Consider the following 20,599-nt stretch of genomic DNA (forward strand, 5'->3'; position numbering starts at 1 on the left):
AGGGGTAAAATTGATGTATATTGTAATGGAAAGAAATACAAGAGGAAATCTTGAAATAGATGAAAAAATACTTAAAAAAATTATTGAGTATGTTGTAACGAATAATGTAAACACTCCAGTTAAAGTAGAAGCTCGTGTTAACTTGCATTACGATAATATATTGTTCATTTTAGTAAAAATTTACACAGATTCAATTGACAAATTATCAACAAGTGAGAAAAAGTTAAGTTCCCTAATATTTGATTCAATGGATAAAACTTTATCAATAAGACCTAAAAACGTGGCTTTTGCCTATATAAAACGTTAATTTCCTATTTAAAACAAGCTTAGCTTGTTTTTTTTCTTCTCTAAAAAATTTTTATTTTATAAAAGAAAAATACAAATCTCCAAAAGAGTTGATTTTAATCTTTAAATTCACTATAACAAAGGTAATGAAGTAGATTACTGAAAAGGTTAACTAATCAAGACTACTTTGTTTGGTAATTAAACATGTAGTTATCAATAAGATTAGTTACTGACATTTGTTAGATTCAAGGTAATCATTCATTTGTAAGGTTATGAATTGAATATCAATATTTAAAGGAGTTTATTTATGAAAAAGCTATTATTATTTATAAGCATGATGACATTCTCTTCTTCTGCAGCTGTCACACCTTGTATTTATGTTGCTAATACAACAGACAATAATTTCAAAAACGAAAATATCACACCTGATTCAGAAAAAGAAGATGAGAAATCAAAGGAATTAGAAGAAAGCAACCAAGGTTATCAAAAAATACAAGACCTTAAATTGTATACTGATATTGGTTTGATAAGTGATTTTAGTGAAGAAGAGATCTTAACTAGCTTTAAGAAAGCAAATCCGGGAGTAAAAGAGAAAGTATATTTGAACTCAATGACTTTAAATAGCGGAAAAATAACTATAAAAAACTACTCTGGCTTTATTAATATAAAGTTTAGATGTTCTTCTCTTAAAAAAATAATCAACGTTTCATCTATTGGAAGTGTAGAAAACATCAAGTCAGAAACCATATTTAATAAACTAATTAAAATGAATAAAAACTTAAGAAATGTAAATATAAATCAAGATTTAAGTCTAGAACTATCTAATATATATGAAGGTGTGTTATCTGCAAAAGGTTACAGTGACAAAGTTAATATAGATTTTAAACCAACTTCATTGGATGGTGTTATTTTAGAAAGAACATTGGAATCAAGCATTGGTAGCTTGGATGATAATGTGATCATTAGTAAAGTAATTGAAAAAAATGAAATTCTTAAAAACTATAAAAACCAAGTAATGTTAAACCAAGATTCAAAAACTTTAAATAACGTTTCTTTGTACTTAAAAGACATAACTTTCGAAAAGGGTTCTAAATCAGTAATTAATTATTCAATTGATGATATAGCAGCTATTATTCCAGTAACTAATATAGGAGAAGTGGATAAAGTTGATGAATCAACAATTTTAAGTAAACTAAAAGAAAAAAATCCTTTATTAGATAAATATTTACAAGAAAAAAACAAGAGTTTAGTTCTTGAAAAAGAAATCGAGTTAGATAACTCAACATTTCATATTTATGATTTTGCTTTAAAGGGTAAAATCAACGTAGTTTATAAATGTAATAAACTAAGCGGAATATTAAAAACAACTGATATTGGTGGAATTGATGACTATGATGATTCAAACTCTAAAGATAAAATACTAGCAAATTTAAAACAAGCTAATCCGTTACTAAAATACATTAAAAGTGATTTTGATATAAATATTTCCAATATTGTTAAAGACAAATTTACTAAGTTAGACTCTAAAATTAACACTAGATTTGACCTAAGAATCAAGAATATGACTGGTAACGAAAAAATGAACTTCAAGATTATTAGAAAAGATATTAAAAACATGATACCAAGGGATAATCTTAATAAGGTATTTTGAAGAAATAGACAAGATATTATAAATAAAATTAAAGACGTGAATGGTAAAAACTTCGATGAAAATAACCTTAATATAGGTAATCCAACTTATTCAGAAATAAAACTATCAGCGTTAGATAATTCCTTAAAATATTTTGGAGAAGTTATTGTTAAATTTGTAACAATCTTTTATAAAGAGGATAACTATAATTTTTCTGATTTTAAAAATACAACTCCTCAAGGTACTAGCTCAAAAACTAAATCAAGAATTTCCTCCTCACCAACTATAGGCTCAAGTCATAGAAACGACGATGACGGAGATCAAACTTTCATTGGTGAATATGAATTTCCTTTAACATTAAACGATGTTAAAAATTTAGCTAAAAAAACTAGCTTGAAATTTAAATACTCAATTCAAACTGAAAAAATAAATTCTTCAAAACAAATAGACACTAATCAATATAAACAAGCTCGTAATGAAGTTTTGAGTGTTCCTTTGAATGACATAAATGGTAATAAAAAAGAATACAAAATGCAAGAATTCAATCCAATAAAAATTCCGTATAGAAAAAGAGCTTGGTACGGTGCTTGTACAAGTAATTATGATTCATTAAATTTGAAAACAACTTTTAAAGTTAATTTTTGAAAAGAAAACGGGTCTGACAAAAATGAAAAAATAAAGTTTCAGGTACTTGTCTCTAATCAACTTGATGACTATACTACATGTGATGATATCGATATTAGTTATAAAATAACTATCGAATCAATAGATATGAGTTAATATGAAAAAATCTAACTTAAGTTGACTAGTAATCAAGTCTGGTTTTAAAAACTCATTTAAAAACCCCTTGCAATTAATTGGGCTTAGTTTTTTAATAGCCATTAGTTTAATTGCTTGTCTTTTTATGAACGTTGCTTACCAACGGATTGAAAAAAATTATCATAATTTATCAACTCAATCTAATTTAAGAGATTTTGTTGTTGATTCTCAAAAAAGCCCTAAAATTTCATTTAACGAGAATGATATTATCGGTGGGGAGACAATTTTAAATTACTCAAATCAAGATTTATATCAACAGTATTTATTAAATGTAATATCTAACAAAGGTAAAAAGTATGAAGAAGGTGAAATAAAAGGTAAGAATTTTTTTGATTGATCAAGAACAGAAAGTAGACTATTTACTAATATAAAGAATGGTGAGACAGAACTTAATATCAAGGGTGTTACCAAAACAAGTATAGTTAAAGTTAATGAACAAAAGGAGTTAGAGGAGCATATAAACGTTGATAAACTAGTTGTTTATTCAGGTCAAAATTTCTCTAATGATAAAAGTTTAGCTTTGCATCAAATAATAATTCAAGATACATTTGCTAAGAAAAACAATATTTTCTTAGGAGATATTATCAGATTAGTACCAGACCAATATGGAAATCAATTATTGGTGAAAAAAGATATTCATGATTTACCATTCGGAATTGGTAAGGATATAAACGACCCTATAAATGGGATAGAAAAATCAGTTTATAAAAGTATAATGTGATTCCAAGTTATCGGAACAGGTTCATCAATTGATTTTGTGTATCCATCTATCAATAATACAAAATCATTACCCAATAATTCTAAGGAGATGATTGCCTACCTATCTCCAGAAGTTTTTGGATTAACTTTAGAAAGTATTTCAGAAGAATATTATCTTTATAGTTATAATTTTTCAAAAGCTAAACTAGTTGCAAACTCAGAAAGTGAACGTGAAATATATTTTTCAGGTTCTTTTATAGATAGAGAAAAAAACACCATTGAACAAATTTCTGCTTTTAATAATCAATGAGTTAAGAGTGGTAATATTTCAACTGACAATTTGAAACTTTTTTATTCAAATAAAGACCCTTCGTATAAGTTTTTTTCAAGAGTAACAATCTTGAATAATGTTTTATATATTTATAAAGTATTATCAACTGTTACAACGGTTATTATTAGTTTAGTTTGTTTGTTTGTTACCGTTTTACTTATCAAAAAGCAACTCGCAGATACAAAAAGTAAGATGGGAACATTTAAAGCTTTGGGTTGCAGCAATATGAACCTAATAAATTTTTTCTTGATTACACCAATCATAGTCGCTTTGGGTGGTTTTATAATTGCTTATTTAATGATGGTTGGACTCCAAGAAGTATTTGTGAATGCCTTTTCGAGTTATTTTAATATAAGTTATGGAAAATTTACTTATTGTGCCGAATATGCCCCAGTAATCTTATTGGGGGCAATAGTGATTTTGGTTTTAATTTCTTTTTATAACGCATTTCTTGTTTTGAATAATAAAGCCATCGTTTTACTTGTTGGAGATTCATCACAAAAACTTTCTTGACTTGATAGGTTTTATAAAGGATTCTATAAAAAATCAAGTAAAAGCGCAAAACTACATGCTGCGCTAATGATTAGTTCTAAGGTTAAAGTGTTAGGTTCAACGTTGATTCTACTTATCTCGACAATCTTGATTTCATTTTCTGTAATGTTACCAACAATAGTTTCTAATAATAAAAAAGAATCATTTAAAGGTTTGAATTATCAAGATATTGTTGAATATACAAACCCAATTGCAAATAACCCATCGACTTTTTTGAAAACATATAACCCGAACAAAAAAGATGACTGAAGTTATTTAAATGGTAAGAATATTGTTGAAGACTTTAGTGAGTCAAATAAGAAAAAACAAAAATATATAACATCTTATCCTTTGATCGATATCGAAGGCAAACCAACTTATGATTTTAATAAAATATTAAAAGATTTAATAGTTGGTGATGTTAGTCGAAATTATTATTCATATAATATACCAATTGTTGAAAGTAACCCTGATTCTGAACTGGTGTTAAACGAATTATCAAAAAATAATTACGCTAACTGAAAAAACTTATCAATCAGGTATTTAGAACTCTTGGACAATATTTCTATACCAGATTCTAATAATTTCCCTGGACCTTATAAAGCAATAGCGTCGATACTTAATCAATGAAGTGACTATTCTGAATTAGTGAATATTGTTTATGAAAAATCAAATGAAGTAAAAGATACTATTGATCCAAAATATAAAAAACTAGCAGGTATTGCACTTTCTCAAAAGTTGATAAACTTTTATAAAAAAAGCATAAATGCATTACCTTTAAAAGTTAACTCTAACTTTATAAAAGATGGCGCATTGAGTGCAGAGTTGCTAGAAAAAATTGATTACAATACTCAAATTCTGATTATTGACGATTTTGATGTTATCAATAAGGAAGTTAAAACACCATTCAAATTTGCATCTACTGAAGATGTTGGTTTGTTGATTGATAATACAAACACTAAATGAACAAAACTCTTGAAAAATTTCTTAAACGATTTCTCTTCAAAAACTAGTGAGTTATCATTTCAGGGAAAACCTATTTCAAATACAGATTTTGAGAATCTAAATATCGATGAGTTACAAGAAATTAATACATATTTGGTACTCTGATATTGAATTCATTTTGAAGGTAAGATAGGAACCTCTTTTATTCAATCTATATATCAAAAAGAAACAAGTCAAGTTCAAGACAATACGAAAAAAGCACTTCTAAAAAATGAAGATTACAACATCACCTATAATGTTGTTCCTTTTGATAAGGAAAACGACGAGTTAGGAACTATGTTGCACGGTGTTTTTGAAGTTGGTAATAGTAAAAATAATATAAATATTCTTGGTTTAGAACCTTCAACTAAGGCAGTCTCACTAATAGATTCACAAAATAGAGACATTAAAGAAAACTTATTTAAAAATCTTAATGATAATTATAAGGAGTACATACCAATAATTGTTAATCAAACTTTTGCTAAAAAACTCTCAGTTAATGTGAAAGATAATTTAGAAATAACTATAAATCAAAAGTTAATCACAAATAATTCAAATGAACCTATTTCACTTGAAGCGGTAAAAATGGGTATTCAAAATAAGAATGGTGATAATCAATATTTAACAGAGTATAACAAAAATTATTATGCATATAACGAGACAGATACTGGGTGGAGTACTAATGAATCTATAAAAACAGCAACTATTAGTGATAAAAGTATAGCTCCAAAATCACTATCTGAAATTAGTAATCAAACCGAAATACAAGAAGCTGCTTCTAAATCAAATATAAAATCATCGCTATTAAGTAGGCAAAAGAAATTTGTTGTAGTTGGTATACAAGATGGATATGGTGAACCTAAATCATGAATTTCTAATGAAAATGCCAATAAAATCCTTGGATATGATGAAGCTGAAAAGTTCTTTTTCAACAATTTCTTCATAAATGAATGATATAAAAAAGATGCTTTGAAAAACTTTGACAATATCGATATATTTGAAGATCTAACTCCTGAAAAATGAATTAATTGACTAACTTATTTCGATGATAATGTTATTTCTTGAAGAAACGGTATCTATAACACAGACGCTAAAAATCCTTATGATGACTTTTGTAAAACTTTCTTGAATTTACCAGAAGACTATAATGACAAAAATGGTTATAAAGAAGGGGCTTCAATTCTTTGAAAAATCTTTAAAAACCAATACCCCGTTTTCAATTACAAGTATACTTTGAATAACGGTTTCAATGATGAAAGGATAAATACTTCAAGAACACAAGAGTTTGGTGATTATAGTACTCAGGGACTTATTGGAAAAGAAACTACCATCTATAACAATGATGGTACTAAAACATCAAGTTTTAAAGAGGGTTATCAGAAACCCGGTGTTCTAGAAACTATCTCCTTGAATGATCAAAAAGCAAAATTAGACCAACTTGGAAGTTTACTTGAAATGATGACTTACATTCTTAGTTTTATATCATTATTCATTTCGACAATTATAATTCTCTTAACAACTATTTTAATAATTAACGAAAACTCACAATTTATTGCAACTATGAAAGTACTAGGTTATACAAATAGATACGTAGTTGGACAAGTTTTGTGATTATACTTAGCACCTTTAACATTCACAATATTTACTGGATTTGCGATTGCTTGGTTCTCAATTTACTCGGTAATAAATGCAATTTCAAGTAATTCCTTTATTGTAATACCATTTAACTTTTATTATCTATGACCAATTTTAGTAATTGTGATAGTAATGTCTATTTATTTGTTTACCGTTCTGTTTGGGTATAGACAAATTTCAAGGGTTAATCCAACATTAGTGTTACAGATAAATAATTAGGAGGAAATTATGAAAAAAATATTATTACTTTTTACATCAATGACTTTGATTGCTACACCACTAAATATTGTGACTAGTTGTGGTACAAAAAATGACTATAATGGTCTCTTTGGTGATGAAAATGAGAAAAATGACGGAAGCTATATAAAGGAATCATCAAAAAAAGTAGTTGACAAGTTTAATGCTGAGTCTTCTAAGTTATTTACTATCAATTCTAAAGTAGAAGGTGTATCAGAAGCTGGTTTAAAAGCAACTCTTTTGGAGGAATTGAAAGAAAAAATTATTCTAGAAGATAATAAGTTTCATTTAGAAATTGTTGAAGATAACTCATTCACTAAGCCTATAATGAAAGGTTATGAAGCAAATGGTACAACAAAAAAAGAAATAAAAATTGAATATGGGAAAGCTAGAGTTAATTTATACTATTTAGATACACTCCTAAAAACTAATTCAATCCAATGATCAACTGGGTATTTTGATATCTATATGAGCATGATAAATCTAATAAATGGTAATAGTTTAGAGACTGTTGGTAATTACAACTCGGCAAAAGTTGATTTAGCTATATTTTCTTTCAATATTGGTGGGTCAGTAACTAAGATAACTCTTGGAACATTGTATAGTTTCATTGAGTTACTCGATAGATTGTCATCATTCGAAATACCATTGGTGGATGAAATTATGAAACCAATAAAAAGCATTTCTAATATGAATTTAAATAATTTGACAGAAGTTGATCCATCTTCTGTGGCCGGTAAAAATAAATATGAGTCTTTCGAAAATGAATTCAAAGATCACTTGAAGCAATTTGTAAAAAAATTAGGCGAGCTATTGATATCTTTTGGCCTTCCTGAAGAGATCGAAATACCTAATATAAAAGGGGATAACAAAACTAAAGTAAAAATTAAAGACCTTCTAAATATTAATCTAATAGATACTCTTGGTTTAGATTTATCTTCATTAGGTAATGAAGATATGAAACTGGAAATTGGAAATACTAATGGAAAAAATAATTTAAGTCTTATGAATGTACTAATTAGTGCCGCACCTAATATGTGTGAACTATTGAAATACTTATTTTCAACCGATAATTATAAAAAAAGTCATAATTTTGTATATAACATGATAAGTTATTTTTTTAATGATATGAGTGATGCATTGAAACTTATAAATAAAAAAAATAACGAAGATAATTTGAGTGTAGCAAGAGCTAAGACAAATATTGATAGTTTATTATTTAATGCACTGATAGGTTTTAATAAAAATAAAAGGGGTGTTAATGGAAACTGGTACCTCAAACTTGAATTTTGGTATACAGTAGAAGTAGCAGGACGAAATAGAATGATTAATGATTACTTAGATAATTTATTAAACAAGATTCTTCTTAATCCTACAAATATTGCTTTAAACATCTTTAATTCAATAATCACACCTAAGAAATCAGGCGCTACTAATATTGAAGACTCAATTTTATCACCTAACATGAATGTTAATTTTATTGAAGATGTCGATGCAATAAAATTAATCGATGAATCTGATCTAAGTGATTTCATTAAAGGATTAATTAAGCCATTTGCAGGAACAATTAGAGAAAAAGTCTTGTCAACCGCTAATGAAGCTTTAAACAAAATAATTCCTGAGTTAAAAATGTCCACACTACTAAATAAAAGTTTAAAACAAATATTAGTGTCATTAGGAGTTCCCCAAACTGATTTAGATAACTCTAACGTTGAATTATTAAAAGGGGAGTATTCTTTCTTGTTTTATTCAATAGAAAATGAAAACTGAGTCCCAACTAATTATGGTCTTTCAACTTCCGATTTCCAGAAATACAATAGTTTTAAACTGAAATTTAGAAATTGTCAATTTAAAGTATCTTACATGATAGATGGAGAAGTATCATACACAACAATGACAAAAGATGATATTACTTTTGATTTGATTTTCTCTGATGAAGATGGAAAAAAATAAAACTTTAAAAAACTCTCTTTATAAAGAGAGTTTTTTATTTTAAAATTAAAGAAACTTAAATAACTATGTTCAATTTATGTTGGTTATAAGAATTCATTTAGTATAAAATAATATAATAAGCTATAGCTTCAAACCTAACTTAACACGGAAAATCGACCTAAAATAGTGTATAATAATATTGTTTATAAATAATTAGGAGGAATAAGGCATGGCAGCAACAAAAAAATCGGCATCAAAAAAAACTAATAATTCAGAATCTGTAGAAAGTTTTGGATATATATTTCAACCATTTAGTCCAAAGTCTTTAGCTCTTATTCATAAATATAATTTACAAACTGATGAGAGTTATAAAAAATTAATAACTTCATTTGAAAGAATTGATTCTTTACCTGATGAAGATCCAAGAAAAATAAATTTGGTACAACTATGAGAAGCTGAATTTAACAGACTGTTTAAATTCTTTTGAGAAAATTATACAAGAGGTCAAAAAAAATCTACAGATGGAATTTCTGGTTGAAAAGAACGTCTAGATGTTAAACCACTTGCTACGTCTCCTGCTGAAAAAAGAAAAGACTTTATGTCTCGACTTTCTCCAGGAGCAAACAATTCTGGAAGATTAACAAAAGAAGAAATTATGAGTAGAGCTGGTTATCAATCAAAAGTAACTAGTGAACAATTCAATTTTACAGCAACTCCTAAAACTGGTAAAAACTTACACGAAATCGAGAATATTTTAAATGATGTAACTATGCAAGTTGAAGAAGAAGAAAAAATCATCGAGCCCGAAAGCATTTTGGATAATTCATTTAAAAACAATCAAAATGTTGAAGAAAACAAATTTGTTGATGAAGAGACCGAGATAATGACGCAAGAAGCTAAGCCAGATCCGAATTTATTAGCATTTGTTAATGGTAGTTTAGATAATGAAAATAAATCAGAAGAGACAAAAACTGAGTCAAAAGTAACTGAAAATAATGTTAATGGTTATGTTGCTAATGAAAATATGTCAAGAGAAGAGTTTAATATTATAAATAATATTGAAGCTGTGGAACCAATTAGAGATGAAAATGAAAAAGATCTCTCAGCACTAGAACTTGGAATTGATTTCTTTCAAAACTATTCTGAAATTCAACCAAATTCTATTCATACACTAAAAAAGAAAAATCAGCCTATCGCATATAATGAAAAGGATGAACTTATAAAACCTGATAAAAGAAACATTATCCCAAAAGATGGATTTGAAGTTTTTATTAATACCGAAAGAAATTCTATTGATGGGAAACAAAATTTTGATATCAAAACAGGTGAATCATCAAAACCTTATCACGAAATAAAACCAATTGGTCATTACAACATGAATTATGATTATATGAAAAGACCTTCAATGCAAGAGTTACTTGAGTCAAATAGACGAGAAGGTAAAGCTATTGATGAAATGACTGAAAAAATTGAATATCTTCGTGAACTTCGTAACGAGAGACGTCATAGAATTAATATGATGAAAGTTGAGAGAGCAAACAGTTACATAGTAGCGCGTGCTAGAAGACTTGCTGAGGAACGTGAATTAAGAAGAATTAAAAAACGTGACGAGTTAAACTTAAAAGCAATTGAAAAAGCAGATCGATTAAGAAGGATGCAAGAACGCCAAAAACTTATTGAGTTAATGCGTGAGCGACAAATGAGAAGATCTGAAGAAAAAAGAGTTGCAACAGTCTTAAAACTTGAACGTGATAGAAGAGTAGAACGAGACGCTAAATATAGATCAGAAATCGCATCTATAGATGCTGAAATAAGACGTGAACAAGAGTTAATTAAAAACACTGAGTTAAAAATGAAAGCTTACTTTACAAGAGTTCACGATGAAAAGTTATTTGATGAATCATTAAAATTAGCTAAAAAAGCTAAGAAACTTTCAAGATTAGATGATGAAGAAGAAAGACTATTACAAATTGAGGAAAGAAAAAGAAGAGAAAAAGTTGAAAGAATTAGCAAAAAATTCAACGAAAATCTTAAATAGAAAAAGATGGGTAAAAGTTTTAAACAAACCCATTTTTTTATAACATACTTATGAAATTAACAAGAATGTAATTATTTTTTTATTAGTTTATAATTAGAATAATATTAATCTAAAAATGAAGTATATATTTAAAGGCAACATTCTAAAAAAATCATTTTTAAATTATCTTTACAAAAGAAAGAACTAACCGAGGTATAAAAGTATGATAGTCATTGATAAGAAAAGTAGTCCCGAGGACTTCACATTAATAACAGAAAAAACTAAATTAAGAATCAAAGGTTTGATTGAGAAAAAACTTACTACACAAACCATCGCTTTATTTGCGCAAGAGTATGAGTTATATGAACCCGCAATTAGATCAGAAATTATGGAGTTTATTTTATTCTTAATTTCTAAAGAAGAAGCTGAAATTAAATCTAAAGATACCCAACACTTAGATACAAGAACCAGATTACTCTTAGAAATGAGAAAAATGGAATTCAGTGAAAAAAAATCAAACATCAAAAAAATCCAAGAAGTTCTAATAAAAAAAGAGGTTGACGAAGAACGTAAAAAAGCCGCAAAATTAGCAGCTGAAAAAGCAAAACTTAATAAACCTGAAACACCAAAGATAAATGATAAATTAGAAAAAATGTTGCGAGAAGCTCGTGAACGTGAACTACAACGTGAAAATGAAGAAAAGTTAGCAAAACAAAAAAAAGAAAAAGAAGCTTTGCTTAAAAAAGAAGCTGCAAAAAAACTTGCAGAACAAAAAAGAAAAGAAAATCAGAAAAAAAGAGAAGAGCTTCAAAAGAATAAAGCTATTAATTCTAATATAAAAGATAAAAACTCTTCTAACGAACTAAAAACTTTAAATAAAGATAATAAAGCTGAATCTGTTGAGAAAAAAACCTCAAGTACTACAACAAAAGCTAAAAATGATAATAAGAAGCCTTTGAGTTACGAAGAAAAGCTATTTGCTGCAAAGAATAATCAATTCACTCCAGTGGAAAGAGATTATGAAAAAGAACAAAGAGAAAAAGAGAAGTTGTGAAAAGAACTTTACGGTAATCCAAGAGATCAAAAATCTGGTGATAAGCCAACTACAACTTCCAAAGAAACTTGAATAAAAGAAATCGATAAAACACCAACAATTGAAGAGCTAGTACTTGAAGACTATAGTCTTTATGGCCACAGATACCCAATTGATGAATTAATTAATCCAATAAATAAATACTACATTTTTTGAAATTCAATAAAAAATAAATACCATGTTTCCAATATAACAAGTTGATTGAAAGAAACAACTCCTAAAATGCATAAGAAATTATGAAAAAAACGTAAGAAACTACAAAAAAAGGTAGACAAAAAAATGGGCGTTCCTAAAAAAGTTGCTCCTAATAAATCAAATAATAAAGTCGAGACTAAAGAAAGTCAAAAACAAGATTAAAATTAAATACACAAAAAAACCACACAATTGCTTTTTTTATTTTGAAGTACATAAATATATGTATAATTATACTAACTTGGAGGTAATTATGTTTTATACAGCAACAGAAGCAATAAACTTGGCTTATAAAACTATTGGTTATCTTTCAGCAGAGATAGTAGCCTTTAATCACGATAAATCTATAAAAGAACTTATAACACTAGACATTAAAGAGTTTTATCGCTTTATTTATAAAAATAACTTAAATACTGAGGCAGAAGTTTTTAATGCATTTGAAAATTTTAATTGAACTTATAAAAAAGCTTCTAATGATATTTTAATTGCTGACAATATTAAAAGTCTTTTACGAAATTATTATTTAACAAAACCAGCAAAAAACTATTATTTAGATTATAAGTACGTTAATAAAGAATTAAATAAAATTTATAATCAATCTCTTAACAATACATTTATAATTGAAAAAACTAGCATTGATTGAAATAAAACCATCAAACTAATTGAATCTAATTTTTTAATGTGGGTCTATAATAATAATTTCAAACAAGATGAAAATTTAAAAAACAATTTATTAGCGCTCTTAAAAAACATGAATGAAGATGAAGAAATAAATTATCATAGTAAATATAAAATTTTGATCAAAGAGTTGAATTCAATAAATAAGTTCATGTCAAATATGGACAATAATAATCTAGAAAAAACAACTTATAACTTAATTAAATACGAAAAGTTTAAAGAAACAATAGCATTAAAAAATTTATTACAAGGCCAACCAATAGATATTTACTTAAAATACGAAAATATCGTGAGTTCGATAGAGTTCCTACCTGACGACGCAAGATATTGAAATTTTGGTGTTACAATTGACATTCTTATCAGAGTGTTTTTTACAACTCTTATTTTCAAGCTTATTAAATCAGAAACAACTTCTATTTGAGGTCCTACATTAGAGATGATTAGATCAAATGGGGGATGGGAAATAGATACTGGAAAGATACCATTAAGAAATATGCTTATTGCAATAACACAAGATCATAGAACAATTAATAAAATGATACCTATGGATGAAAAAAAGTTGGTTCTGAACTTACCCATTTTAATCTATGCTTTATTAGAAGAATACTTTGTCATTCTAAAAAAGAATAACACGGATTCTAAACCACAAATAAAAACTAAATTGGAGCTATTTGAGGCTATATTTTATACATATTTCAATAAACTAGCGAAATTGATAATTTACTATCAACAAGAACTGGAAAATAATCTATTAATGAAACCAAAAGAAACTTTATCTGAGGTTGATATGACACTAATATCAAATCTCCTTACATTTGATGATAAAAATGAAATAATCAAAACACTAAGAGAAATAAACTCGAACTTACACGATTATACTGATGAAGATATTTTACAAGTACTAAATTTTCTTTATAATATAAAAGGTTAATAACTTTCAAACAAAGAAAAGTTAAAAGGAGCATTATGGAATGTTGTAATTGTGATACAAAATATATTCAAAGTTGTAATTGCGTGATTCTATCGGATTTATGTGATATTGAACTATGTTGTTGATGCTGCTTGCATTCTATTATTCAAAACTTTAAGAAAACAACAAATTACGAAGAAAAATTAAACACATATATTAATGATCTAATAAAAAGCAACGAGCATGGAAAATATATTAAAAAATTATTCAAACAATTATCAAAGGATATGGAAATAAATCAAAAATCTTATAATAAATTATTATCAAAAAACTATTTAAACTCCATCGATAAGAACTTAGGGTCTCTAAATTTAGCGAGAGAAGTTGATAATGATTTTGGATTTAAGATAAGAGCTCAGTTAAATGAATGAGAATATTTAATAGAACTAATCAACTTATATATAGATTTTGGACCAGAAGAAATCAAAAAAGAAATTCACATAGAGTTTCAAAACTGAATATCTTTTTTATTTAAGTTAATTGGTGACATTGCGGTTCTATTTATACGTACAACCGTAGTTGATGAAAATGCAAGTTATATTGCAACTACCAAGGAAAAACTTATTGATATAGAGGAAAACCTTCACAAAACGGAGCTAAACTTAGGTGCTAAAACTATTATATAATCGTATTATTTTGATATAATTAATTTTGTCAATATTATAAAGGAGAATAATAATATGAAATTTAGTGCGAAAAAATCTGCACAAAATGTGCAAGGTATATGAACTGTAACAATTGATGGAGAAGAATGAAAACAGGCAGTTGCTAAAGGTAAAAATAAAGCGGCAGCAAAAATTCAAATACCTGGTTTCAGAGTTGGGAAAGCACCCAAAGAGAAAATTGAACAATATTTAACACCAGTTAAGTACTTAAATGCAGCAGTTCAATCAGTTTTATCAAAGGCTTGAGACTTTGCTAAAGAGCAAAAAACTGACATTCAACCTTTTAATTCACCGGTTCCAACACCAAAAAAAGTATCTGAAACTTCTTGTGAACTTGAATTTGTATTTGATTTAAGACCAGAAATAGAGATTAGTGAATACAAAGGTTTAAAATCAAAAGACCTAGTTAAAGAGAAAATTGAAGTAACAAACGAAGACTTAGAAAAAGCAATCGATCAATACAGAGAAAAATTTGTTATGGAAAAAGAAAGAGGACCAGAAGATAAAATCAAAAAAGGGGACAATGTAAAGTTCGACTTCGAAGGATTTATTGATGGGGTAAGTTTCAAAGGTGGAAAAGGTACCGATTTCCAATTTATAATTGGTTCTGGCAATATGATTCCTGGTTTTGAAGATGCTATGATTGGTAAAAAGTTAGGTAAAACAAAAATAAAAGTAACTTTTCCTGTTGACTACACAAAGGAATTATCTGGTAAAGAAGCGGAATTTGAATTAAATATCAAATCTATCAAAGAAAGAATTCTACCAAATAAAGACGATGAGTTGGCAAAGGATTTAAATCTACCAAACATTAAAACTTACAAAGAGTTAGAAGATAGTATCAAAAAACAAATTTTAGAACAAAAAACTAATATTCAAAAGAATACTTTTGTAAATAAAATCATTGATAAAATCATTGAAAAATCAAATATTCAATTACCAAAGTCAGTAGTTGACAAAGAAATTGATAACTTATTTAAAGAGTTTGAAAGTAAAGTTTTAAGTCAAAAACTTACAATGAAAGAATATAAAAAACAAACAGGTTTAACTGATGCTGACATTAGAGAAGAATTATTTGATGATGCAAAACGTAAAATTTGTAGTTATTTAGTAACTGATAAAGTGCGTAATACCGAAAAATTTGAAGCTACTAAAGAAGAACTAGATGCTAAGTATCAAATGCTAGCAAGTCAATTTAATCTTGAGTTAGATTACATCAAAAATGTTATCTTACCCGAAGAACAAATTAAAGAAGAAATTATAAGAGAAAAATTAGTTACTTTCTTATATGAAAATAATGGATAAAATACATAAAAAAATGTATTTTTTTTTATTTTTTAGCACTTAAACCTTGCAAGTGCTAAAATTTGTGATAATATAATTTTGTACCGAAATAGGAGGAAGAAAGATGAATATTAGTAAAAAATTACCGTTACTTGTAACACGTGGAAGTTATGTATATCCAACATTTGAACAAGTTTTGGAAATTGGTAGAGATAAAACTACCTTGGCGGTTAAAGAAGCTGTAGCTAATCACGAAGGACTAATCCTAATCGTATCGCAAAAAAAACCACTTGAAGATGATCCTAAAATTGAAGATTTATTCACATTTGGAGTATTAGCGAAGGTTAGCGTTAAAAAAGAATGAAAAGATGGTACTTTAACTGTTAATATTAAAGCAATTTCAAGAACAGAAATTAAATCAATTGAATTAAATGATTATTACACTGCAGAATACGAGGAAAAAGAATTAAACAAAAACGAAGATAAAACTGCATTAGATAAAATAACAAAATATATCAAAGTTATGATTACTTCTCAAGATGAATTTCCTTCTGAAATGGAAGACATACTAAAAGACACTGGTCCACACATAAATCCGAGTTATTTAGTTGATAGTGCAGCACATTTAATGCCTTTCATGCCAATAGAAAAAAAACAAGCTATATTAGAAGAATTGGACCCAGTTAAGAGAATTACAATTATTAATGACTTTTTAGATGAAAAACGTCAATCTGCTGACATCGAGACTTCTATTAGCAAGAAAATAAAATCAAGAGTTGATGAACAACAAAGAGAATTTTATTTAAGAGAAAAATTAAAGGCTATTAAAGACGAATTAGGAGATATGGATGGTGAAGGAGATGATATGAAAAAATATCGCTCACGCCTTGATAATGAACCATTTCCTGAAAACATTAAAAAAAGAATTTTACAAGAAATTGATCGTTATGAGGGACTTCCCGCAGCTTCTAGTGAGGCTAACATAATTAGGTCATATATTGATTGAATGATGCAAACTCCATGATGAGAAAAATCAGAAGAAAAAACTGATTTGAAGTTTGCGAGAAACATACTTGATAAATACCACTACGGTTTAGAAAAAGTAAAAGAAAGAATTATCGAATATCTTGCTGTTAAACAAAATACAAATAAAGTTAAAGGACAAATCATTACTCTAGTTGGGCCTCCGGGTGTTGGTAAAACAAGTTTAGCAAAATCAATTGCTGAATCAATGGGTAGAGGTTTTGTAAAAATTGCTTTAGGTGGTATTAAAGACGAATCAGAAATAAGAGGACACAGAAAAACTTATATAGGTGCTATGCCAGGTAGAATCATTCAAGGTATGAAAAAAGCAGGAGTTAAAAACCCAGTTTTCTTACTAGATGAAATTGATAAAATGGCTAGTGATTATAGAGGTGACCCTGCTTCTGCAATGTTAGAAGTTTTAGACCCTGAACAAAACTCAAAATTCTCTGATCACTATTTAGAAGAAGAATATGATTTAAGTGATGTTGTATTTATTGCAACAGCAAACTATCCTGATAATATTCCTGAAGCTCTTTACGACAGAATGGAAATTATTGAGTTATCTAGTTACACAGAAATAGAAAAATTAAAAATAGCAGATGAATATTTGGTACCTAAAGTATTAGATGATCATGCTGTTACAAAAGAGCAATTAAACTTTACTAAGGAAAGTTTAAGTGAAATAATCAAGCATTATACTCGTGAAGCAGGAGTACGTCAATTGGAAAGATGAATTGCTTCTATTACAAGAAAATTTGTAGTAAAAATGCTAAATAAAGAACTAGAAAAACTTGAAGTAACTCCTCAAGTAGTTAACGAGCTATTGAAAAAACGAATATTTGAGCACACTGAAAAAGAAAAACAACCACAAGTTGGGGTAGTAACTGGTTTAGCTTACACTCAATTCGGGGGAGATATTCTTCCAATTGAAGTAAATCATTTCCCTGGTAAAGGTGGATTAATTTTAACTGGTAAATTAGGTGATGTTATGAAGGAATCTGCAACAATCGCTTATGACTTTGTAAAGGCAAATTATAAAGCCTTTGATATCCCTAAAGAAGTTTTCACAGAAAACGATATCCATATCCACGTTCCAGAAGGAGCTGTTCCAAAAGATGGACCAAGTGCTGGTATTACAATAACATCAGCAATTGTGTCAGCCTTAACAAATAAACCGGTTCCAAAAGATATTGGTATGACTGGTGAAATAACTCTAAGAGGATTAGTTTTCCCAATCGGAGGATTAAGAGAAAAATCAATTTCTGCTCATAGAAGTGGTTTGAAAAAAATATTGATACCATTTAAAAACACTAAGGATATAGATGATATTCCAGAGGAAGTTAGAAATGAATTAGAAATTGTTCCTGTTGAAAAATATGAGCAAGTTTATGAACACGTTTTTGGTGTAAAAGCAAAAGAGTTCACAACTGAATTACCAATTGCAACAATTTCAAACAAACCAGATGAAGCATCACATTAATTAGAAAAACCAAGAAATTGGTTTTTTTATTTTGGTATGATACATATAGTGTATGGAGGTAAATATGGTTAAGTCGCTTAGTTTCTTGTTGAGACCAAACTCTTTGGATAATATAGTTGGTCAGACACATTTATTAAATAAAAAAAACGGAATAATTTATAAAATGAAAGAAAAAAATTTCATAACTAACATCATTTTTTATGGACCACCAGGTATCGGAAAAACCTCTATGGCTATCTCATTAGCTAATGACTTGAACTTAGAATATATTTGTTTTAATGCTGCTAATGACAAAAAAGATAAACTTTTAAAAATTGTGGAAAATTCAAAAAATAAAAAAATAGTTTTATTAATTGATGAAATACATAGAATGAATCGTAACATCCAAGATTTTTTATTAGAGTTTATTGAGTCACGTGAGATTACTGTATTTTTAACAACGACCGAAAATCCCTTTTTTGTCATAAATCCAGCTATTCGAAGCAGATGTACTATAATGAAATTAAATAATATCACTCTGGAAGAAATGCAAGATGGCTTAGTAAAGATATTGAAAAACAACCATATAGACTTGCAATTTGAAAAAGATGCATTTGAACATTTGTGTAATTATGCAAATGGCGATTTAAGAGTTGCTATTAATGCAATAGAAATCATCTTTAATTTATACAAAGATCAAAAAATAGATGTTGAAATTATAAATGCAATATTTAATAAGTCTTACATTAGAGGTAGTGGTGTTGGTGATGAATTCCACGATTTAAAGAGTGCGCTACAAAAATCAATAAGAGGAAGTGATGTTAATGCCGCACTACATTATTGATCTAGACTTATGGAATTAGGTGACTACGAAACCCTGATGAGAAGAATGATAATTATTGCCTATGAAGATGTTGGTTTGGCAAATCCAGCTATAGCTACTAGGGTTTACCAAGCATGTGAGGTTTTTAGAAAAGTTGGTATGCCAGAAGGAAGATTAGTTTTGGGAATGGCTATTATTGAAATGGCTTTAAGTGAAAAGTCTAACTCATCGTATTTAGCCATTAATGAAGCACTAGATGATGTAGCTAAAGGTAATACACCACCAATTCCTAATTTTTTAAGAGATACTAGTTATAAAAACGCAAAAGAGCTAGGTTATGGTTTAGGGTATAAATATCCTCATAATTTTGAAAATGATTGAGTAGAACAACAATATCTTCCTAATGAAATAAAAAACCGTGAGTATTTTAAATTCAAACCACACTCAGCTTATGAGAAAAAATTAAAAGAAATTTATTATAAATTTACTAATAAAAAATAATAAAATAAGTAAAGGAGGCATTTAAGATGAAAACCAGTTTAGAAATAGTAGAAGATTTAGCCAAGAATGGTTACAATTGAATGCCAAATTACAAGAACATACTAGAAAAAGTTTGAAGTAATATGGAAACGTACTTCAACGAAAATGAAGAAGTACTTTCTGCTCTTTGAGCAAGCTTTAAAAGATATGATGATGATATGTTAGGAGTTGTTTTTATAACCACAAAAAGAACTTTTACATTGGAAGTTCTTGATAATGATAGTAATACACAAATAAGGTATTTGCCTTTTGATTCATATCGACTGGAAAAAATTCAACTACAACTAGCAAAGACTCCAAAAGGACTTAATTACGTTTCACTACAAAGCGATAGTTTTGGTAATGGAATAACTTTTGCAACACCTAACAAAGATGTTGCCAAACACTTCATTGACACCTTGAGAGGTTCCACAAATGGAGTGATAGAAATTTTACCTGAATCTGATGATCCATTACTGGCTAATAATGAAAAAGAACAAGTAATTGACGAAGATTTAGAAAAGGCAAAAGAAATAGTTCCACATAAACATGAAAAAAAACACGAAGAGTTAAAACCTATAGAAGAAAACCCAAATTGAAGAAAAGCACCTCCATTGAATTCACAAAAAGAGGTAGAAATAAAAATTGTTCCTCCAAAAAAAGAAAAGAAACCAAAAATTAGAAAAGAAGGATATGCATCTAAGTGGAAATCAAAACTATGATTATGTTGATTTTTATTACCCGTTGGATTAATTTCAATAATTATAACAATGATGATTCTCATTTAAAA

The 20,599-nt window shown here is 27.8% G+C and carries 12 protein-coding genes; all 12 read left to right on the forward strand.

What is annotated here, in order from left to right:
- The first annotated feature begins 13 nt into the window (after window positions 1–13).
- The 12 genes from ACI2WZ_RS01815 to ACI2WZ_RS01870 all read left to right on the forward strand — a co-directional run bounded on the left by ACI2WZ_RS01815 (window position 14) and on the right by ACI2WZ_RS01870 (window position 20,597).
- The gene (locus tag ACI2WZ_RS01815) at window positions 14–307 is read left to right on the forward strand and encodes an MMB_0454 family protein (protein ID WP_023789139.1); all 294 of its coding nucleotides are present in this window, start codon (window positions 14–16) and stop codon (window positions 305–307) included.
- A 285-nt stretch (window positions 308–592) separates the two neighbouring features.
- Window positions 593–2,695, forward strand: a complete 2,103-nt coding sequence (locus tag ACI2WZ_RS01820; protein ID WP_500245064.1) for a hypothetical protein — start codon at window positions 593–595, stop codon at window positions 2,693–2,695.
- A gap of 1 nt (window position 2,696) precedes the next feature.
- Complete coding sequence (locus tag ACI2WZ_RS01825; protein ID WP_500245065.1) at window positions 2,697–7,133, forward strand: ABC transporter permease; 4,437 nt, start codon at window positions 2,697–2,699, stop codon at window positions 7,131–7,133.
- Between the two features lie 9 nt (window positions 7,134–7,142).
- The gene (locus ACI2WZ_RS01830) at window positions 7,143–9,104 is read left to right on the forward strand and encodes a hypothetical protein (RefSeq protein WP_500245066.1); all 1,962 of its coding nucleotides are present in this window, start codon (window positions 7,143–7,145) and stop codon (window positions 9,102–9,104) included.
- Between the two features lie 208 nt (window positions 9,105–9,312).
- Entirely contained in the window at window positions 9,313–11,121 is a 1,809-nt protein-coding gene (locus tag ACI2WZ_RS01835) for a hypothetical protein (protein WP_500245067.1), read from the forward strand.
- A 202-nt stretch (window positions 11,122–11,323) separates the two neighbouring features.
- A complete protein-coding gene (locus ACI2WZ_RS01840) occupies window positions 11,324–12,550 on the forward strand; it encodes a hypothetical protein (protein WP_500245068.1) in 1,227 nt (408 codons plus the stop codon).
- 88 nt (window positions 12,551–12,638) lie between these two features.
- Window positions 12,639–13,994: a hypothetical protein gene (locus ACI2WZ_RS01845; RefSeq protein ID WP_500245069.1), complete on the forward strand. Its 1,356-nt coding sequence runs from the start codon at window positions 12,639–12,641 to the stop codon at window positions 13,992–13,994.
- 131 nt (window positions 13,995–14,125) lie between these two features.
- A complete protein-coding gene (locus tag ACI2WZ_RS01850) occupies window positions 14,126–14,659 on the forward strand; it encodes a hypothetical protein (protein ID WP_041612578.1) in 534 nt (177 codons plus the stop codon).
- Between the two features lie 54 nt (window positions 14,660–14,713).
- Window positions 14,714–16,003: a trigger factor gene (gene tig, locus ACI2WZ_RS01855; protein ID WP_500245070.1), complete on the forward strand. Its 1,290-nt coding sequence runs from the start codon at window positions 14,714–14,716 to the stop codon at window positions 16,001–16,003.
- Between the two features lie 103 nt (window positions 16,004–16,106).
- The gene (gene lon / locus ACI2WZ_RS01860) at window positions 16,107–18,488 is read left to right on the forward strand and encodes an endopeptidase La (protein WP_023789148.1); all 2,382 of its coding nucleotides are present in this window, start codon (window positions 16,107–16,109) and stop codon (window positions 18,486–18,488) included.
- Between the two features lie 64 nt (window positions 18,489–18,552).
- The gene (locus ACI2WZ_RS01865) at window positions 18,553–19,791 is read left to right on the forward strand and encodes a replication-associated recombination protein A (RefSeq protein ID WP_500245071.1); all 1,239 of its coding nucleotides are present in this window, start codon (window positions 18,553–18,555) and stop codon (window positions 19,789–19,791) included.
- A gap of 26 nt (window positions 19,792–19,817) precedes the next feature.
- Window positions 19,818–20,597, forward strand: coding sequence for a hypothetical protein (locus ACI2WZ_RS01870; protein WP_500245072.1), 780 nt, complete (start codon window positions 19,818–19,820; stop codon window positions 20,595–20,597).
- The last annotated feature ends 2 nt before the right edge of the window (window positions 20,598–20,599 follow it).

Source organism: Spiroplasma endosymbiont of Megachile willughbiella (assembly GCF_964273395.1).
Classification (GTDB): domain Bacteria; phylum Bacillota_I; class Bacilli_A; order Mycoplasmatales; family Mycoplasmataceae; genus Spiroplasma_A; species Spiroplasma_A apis.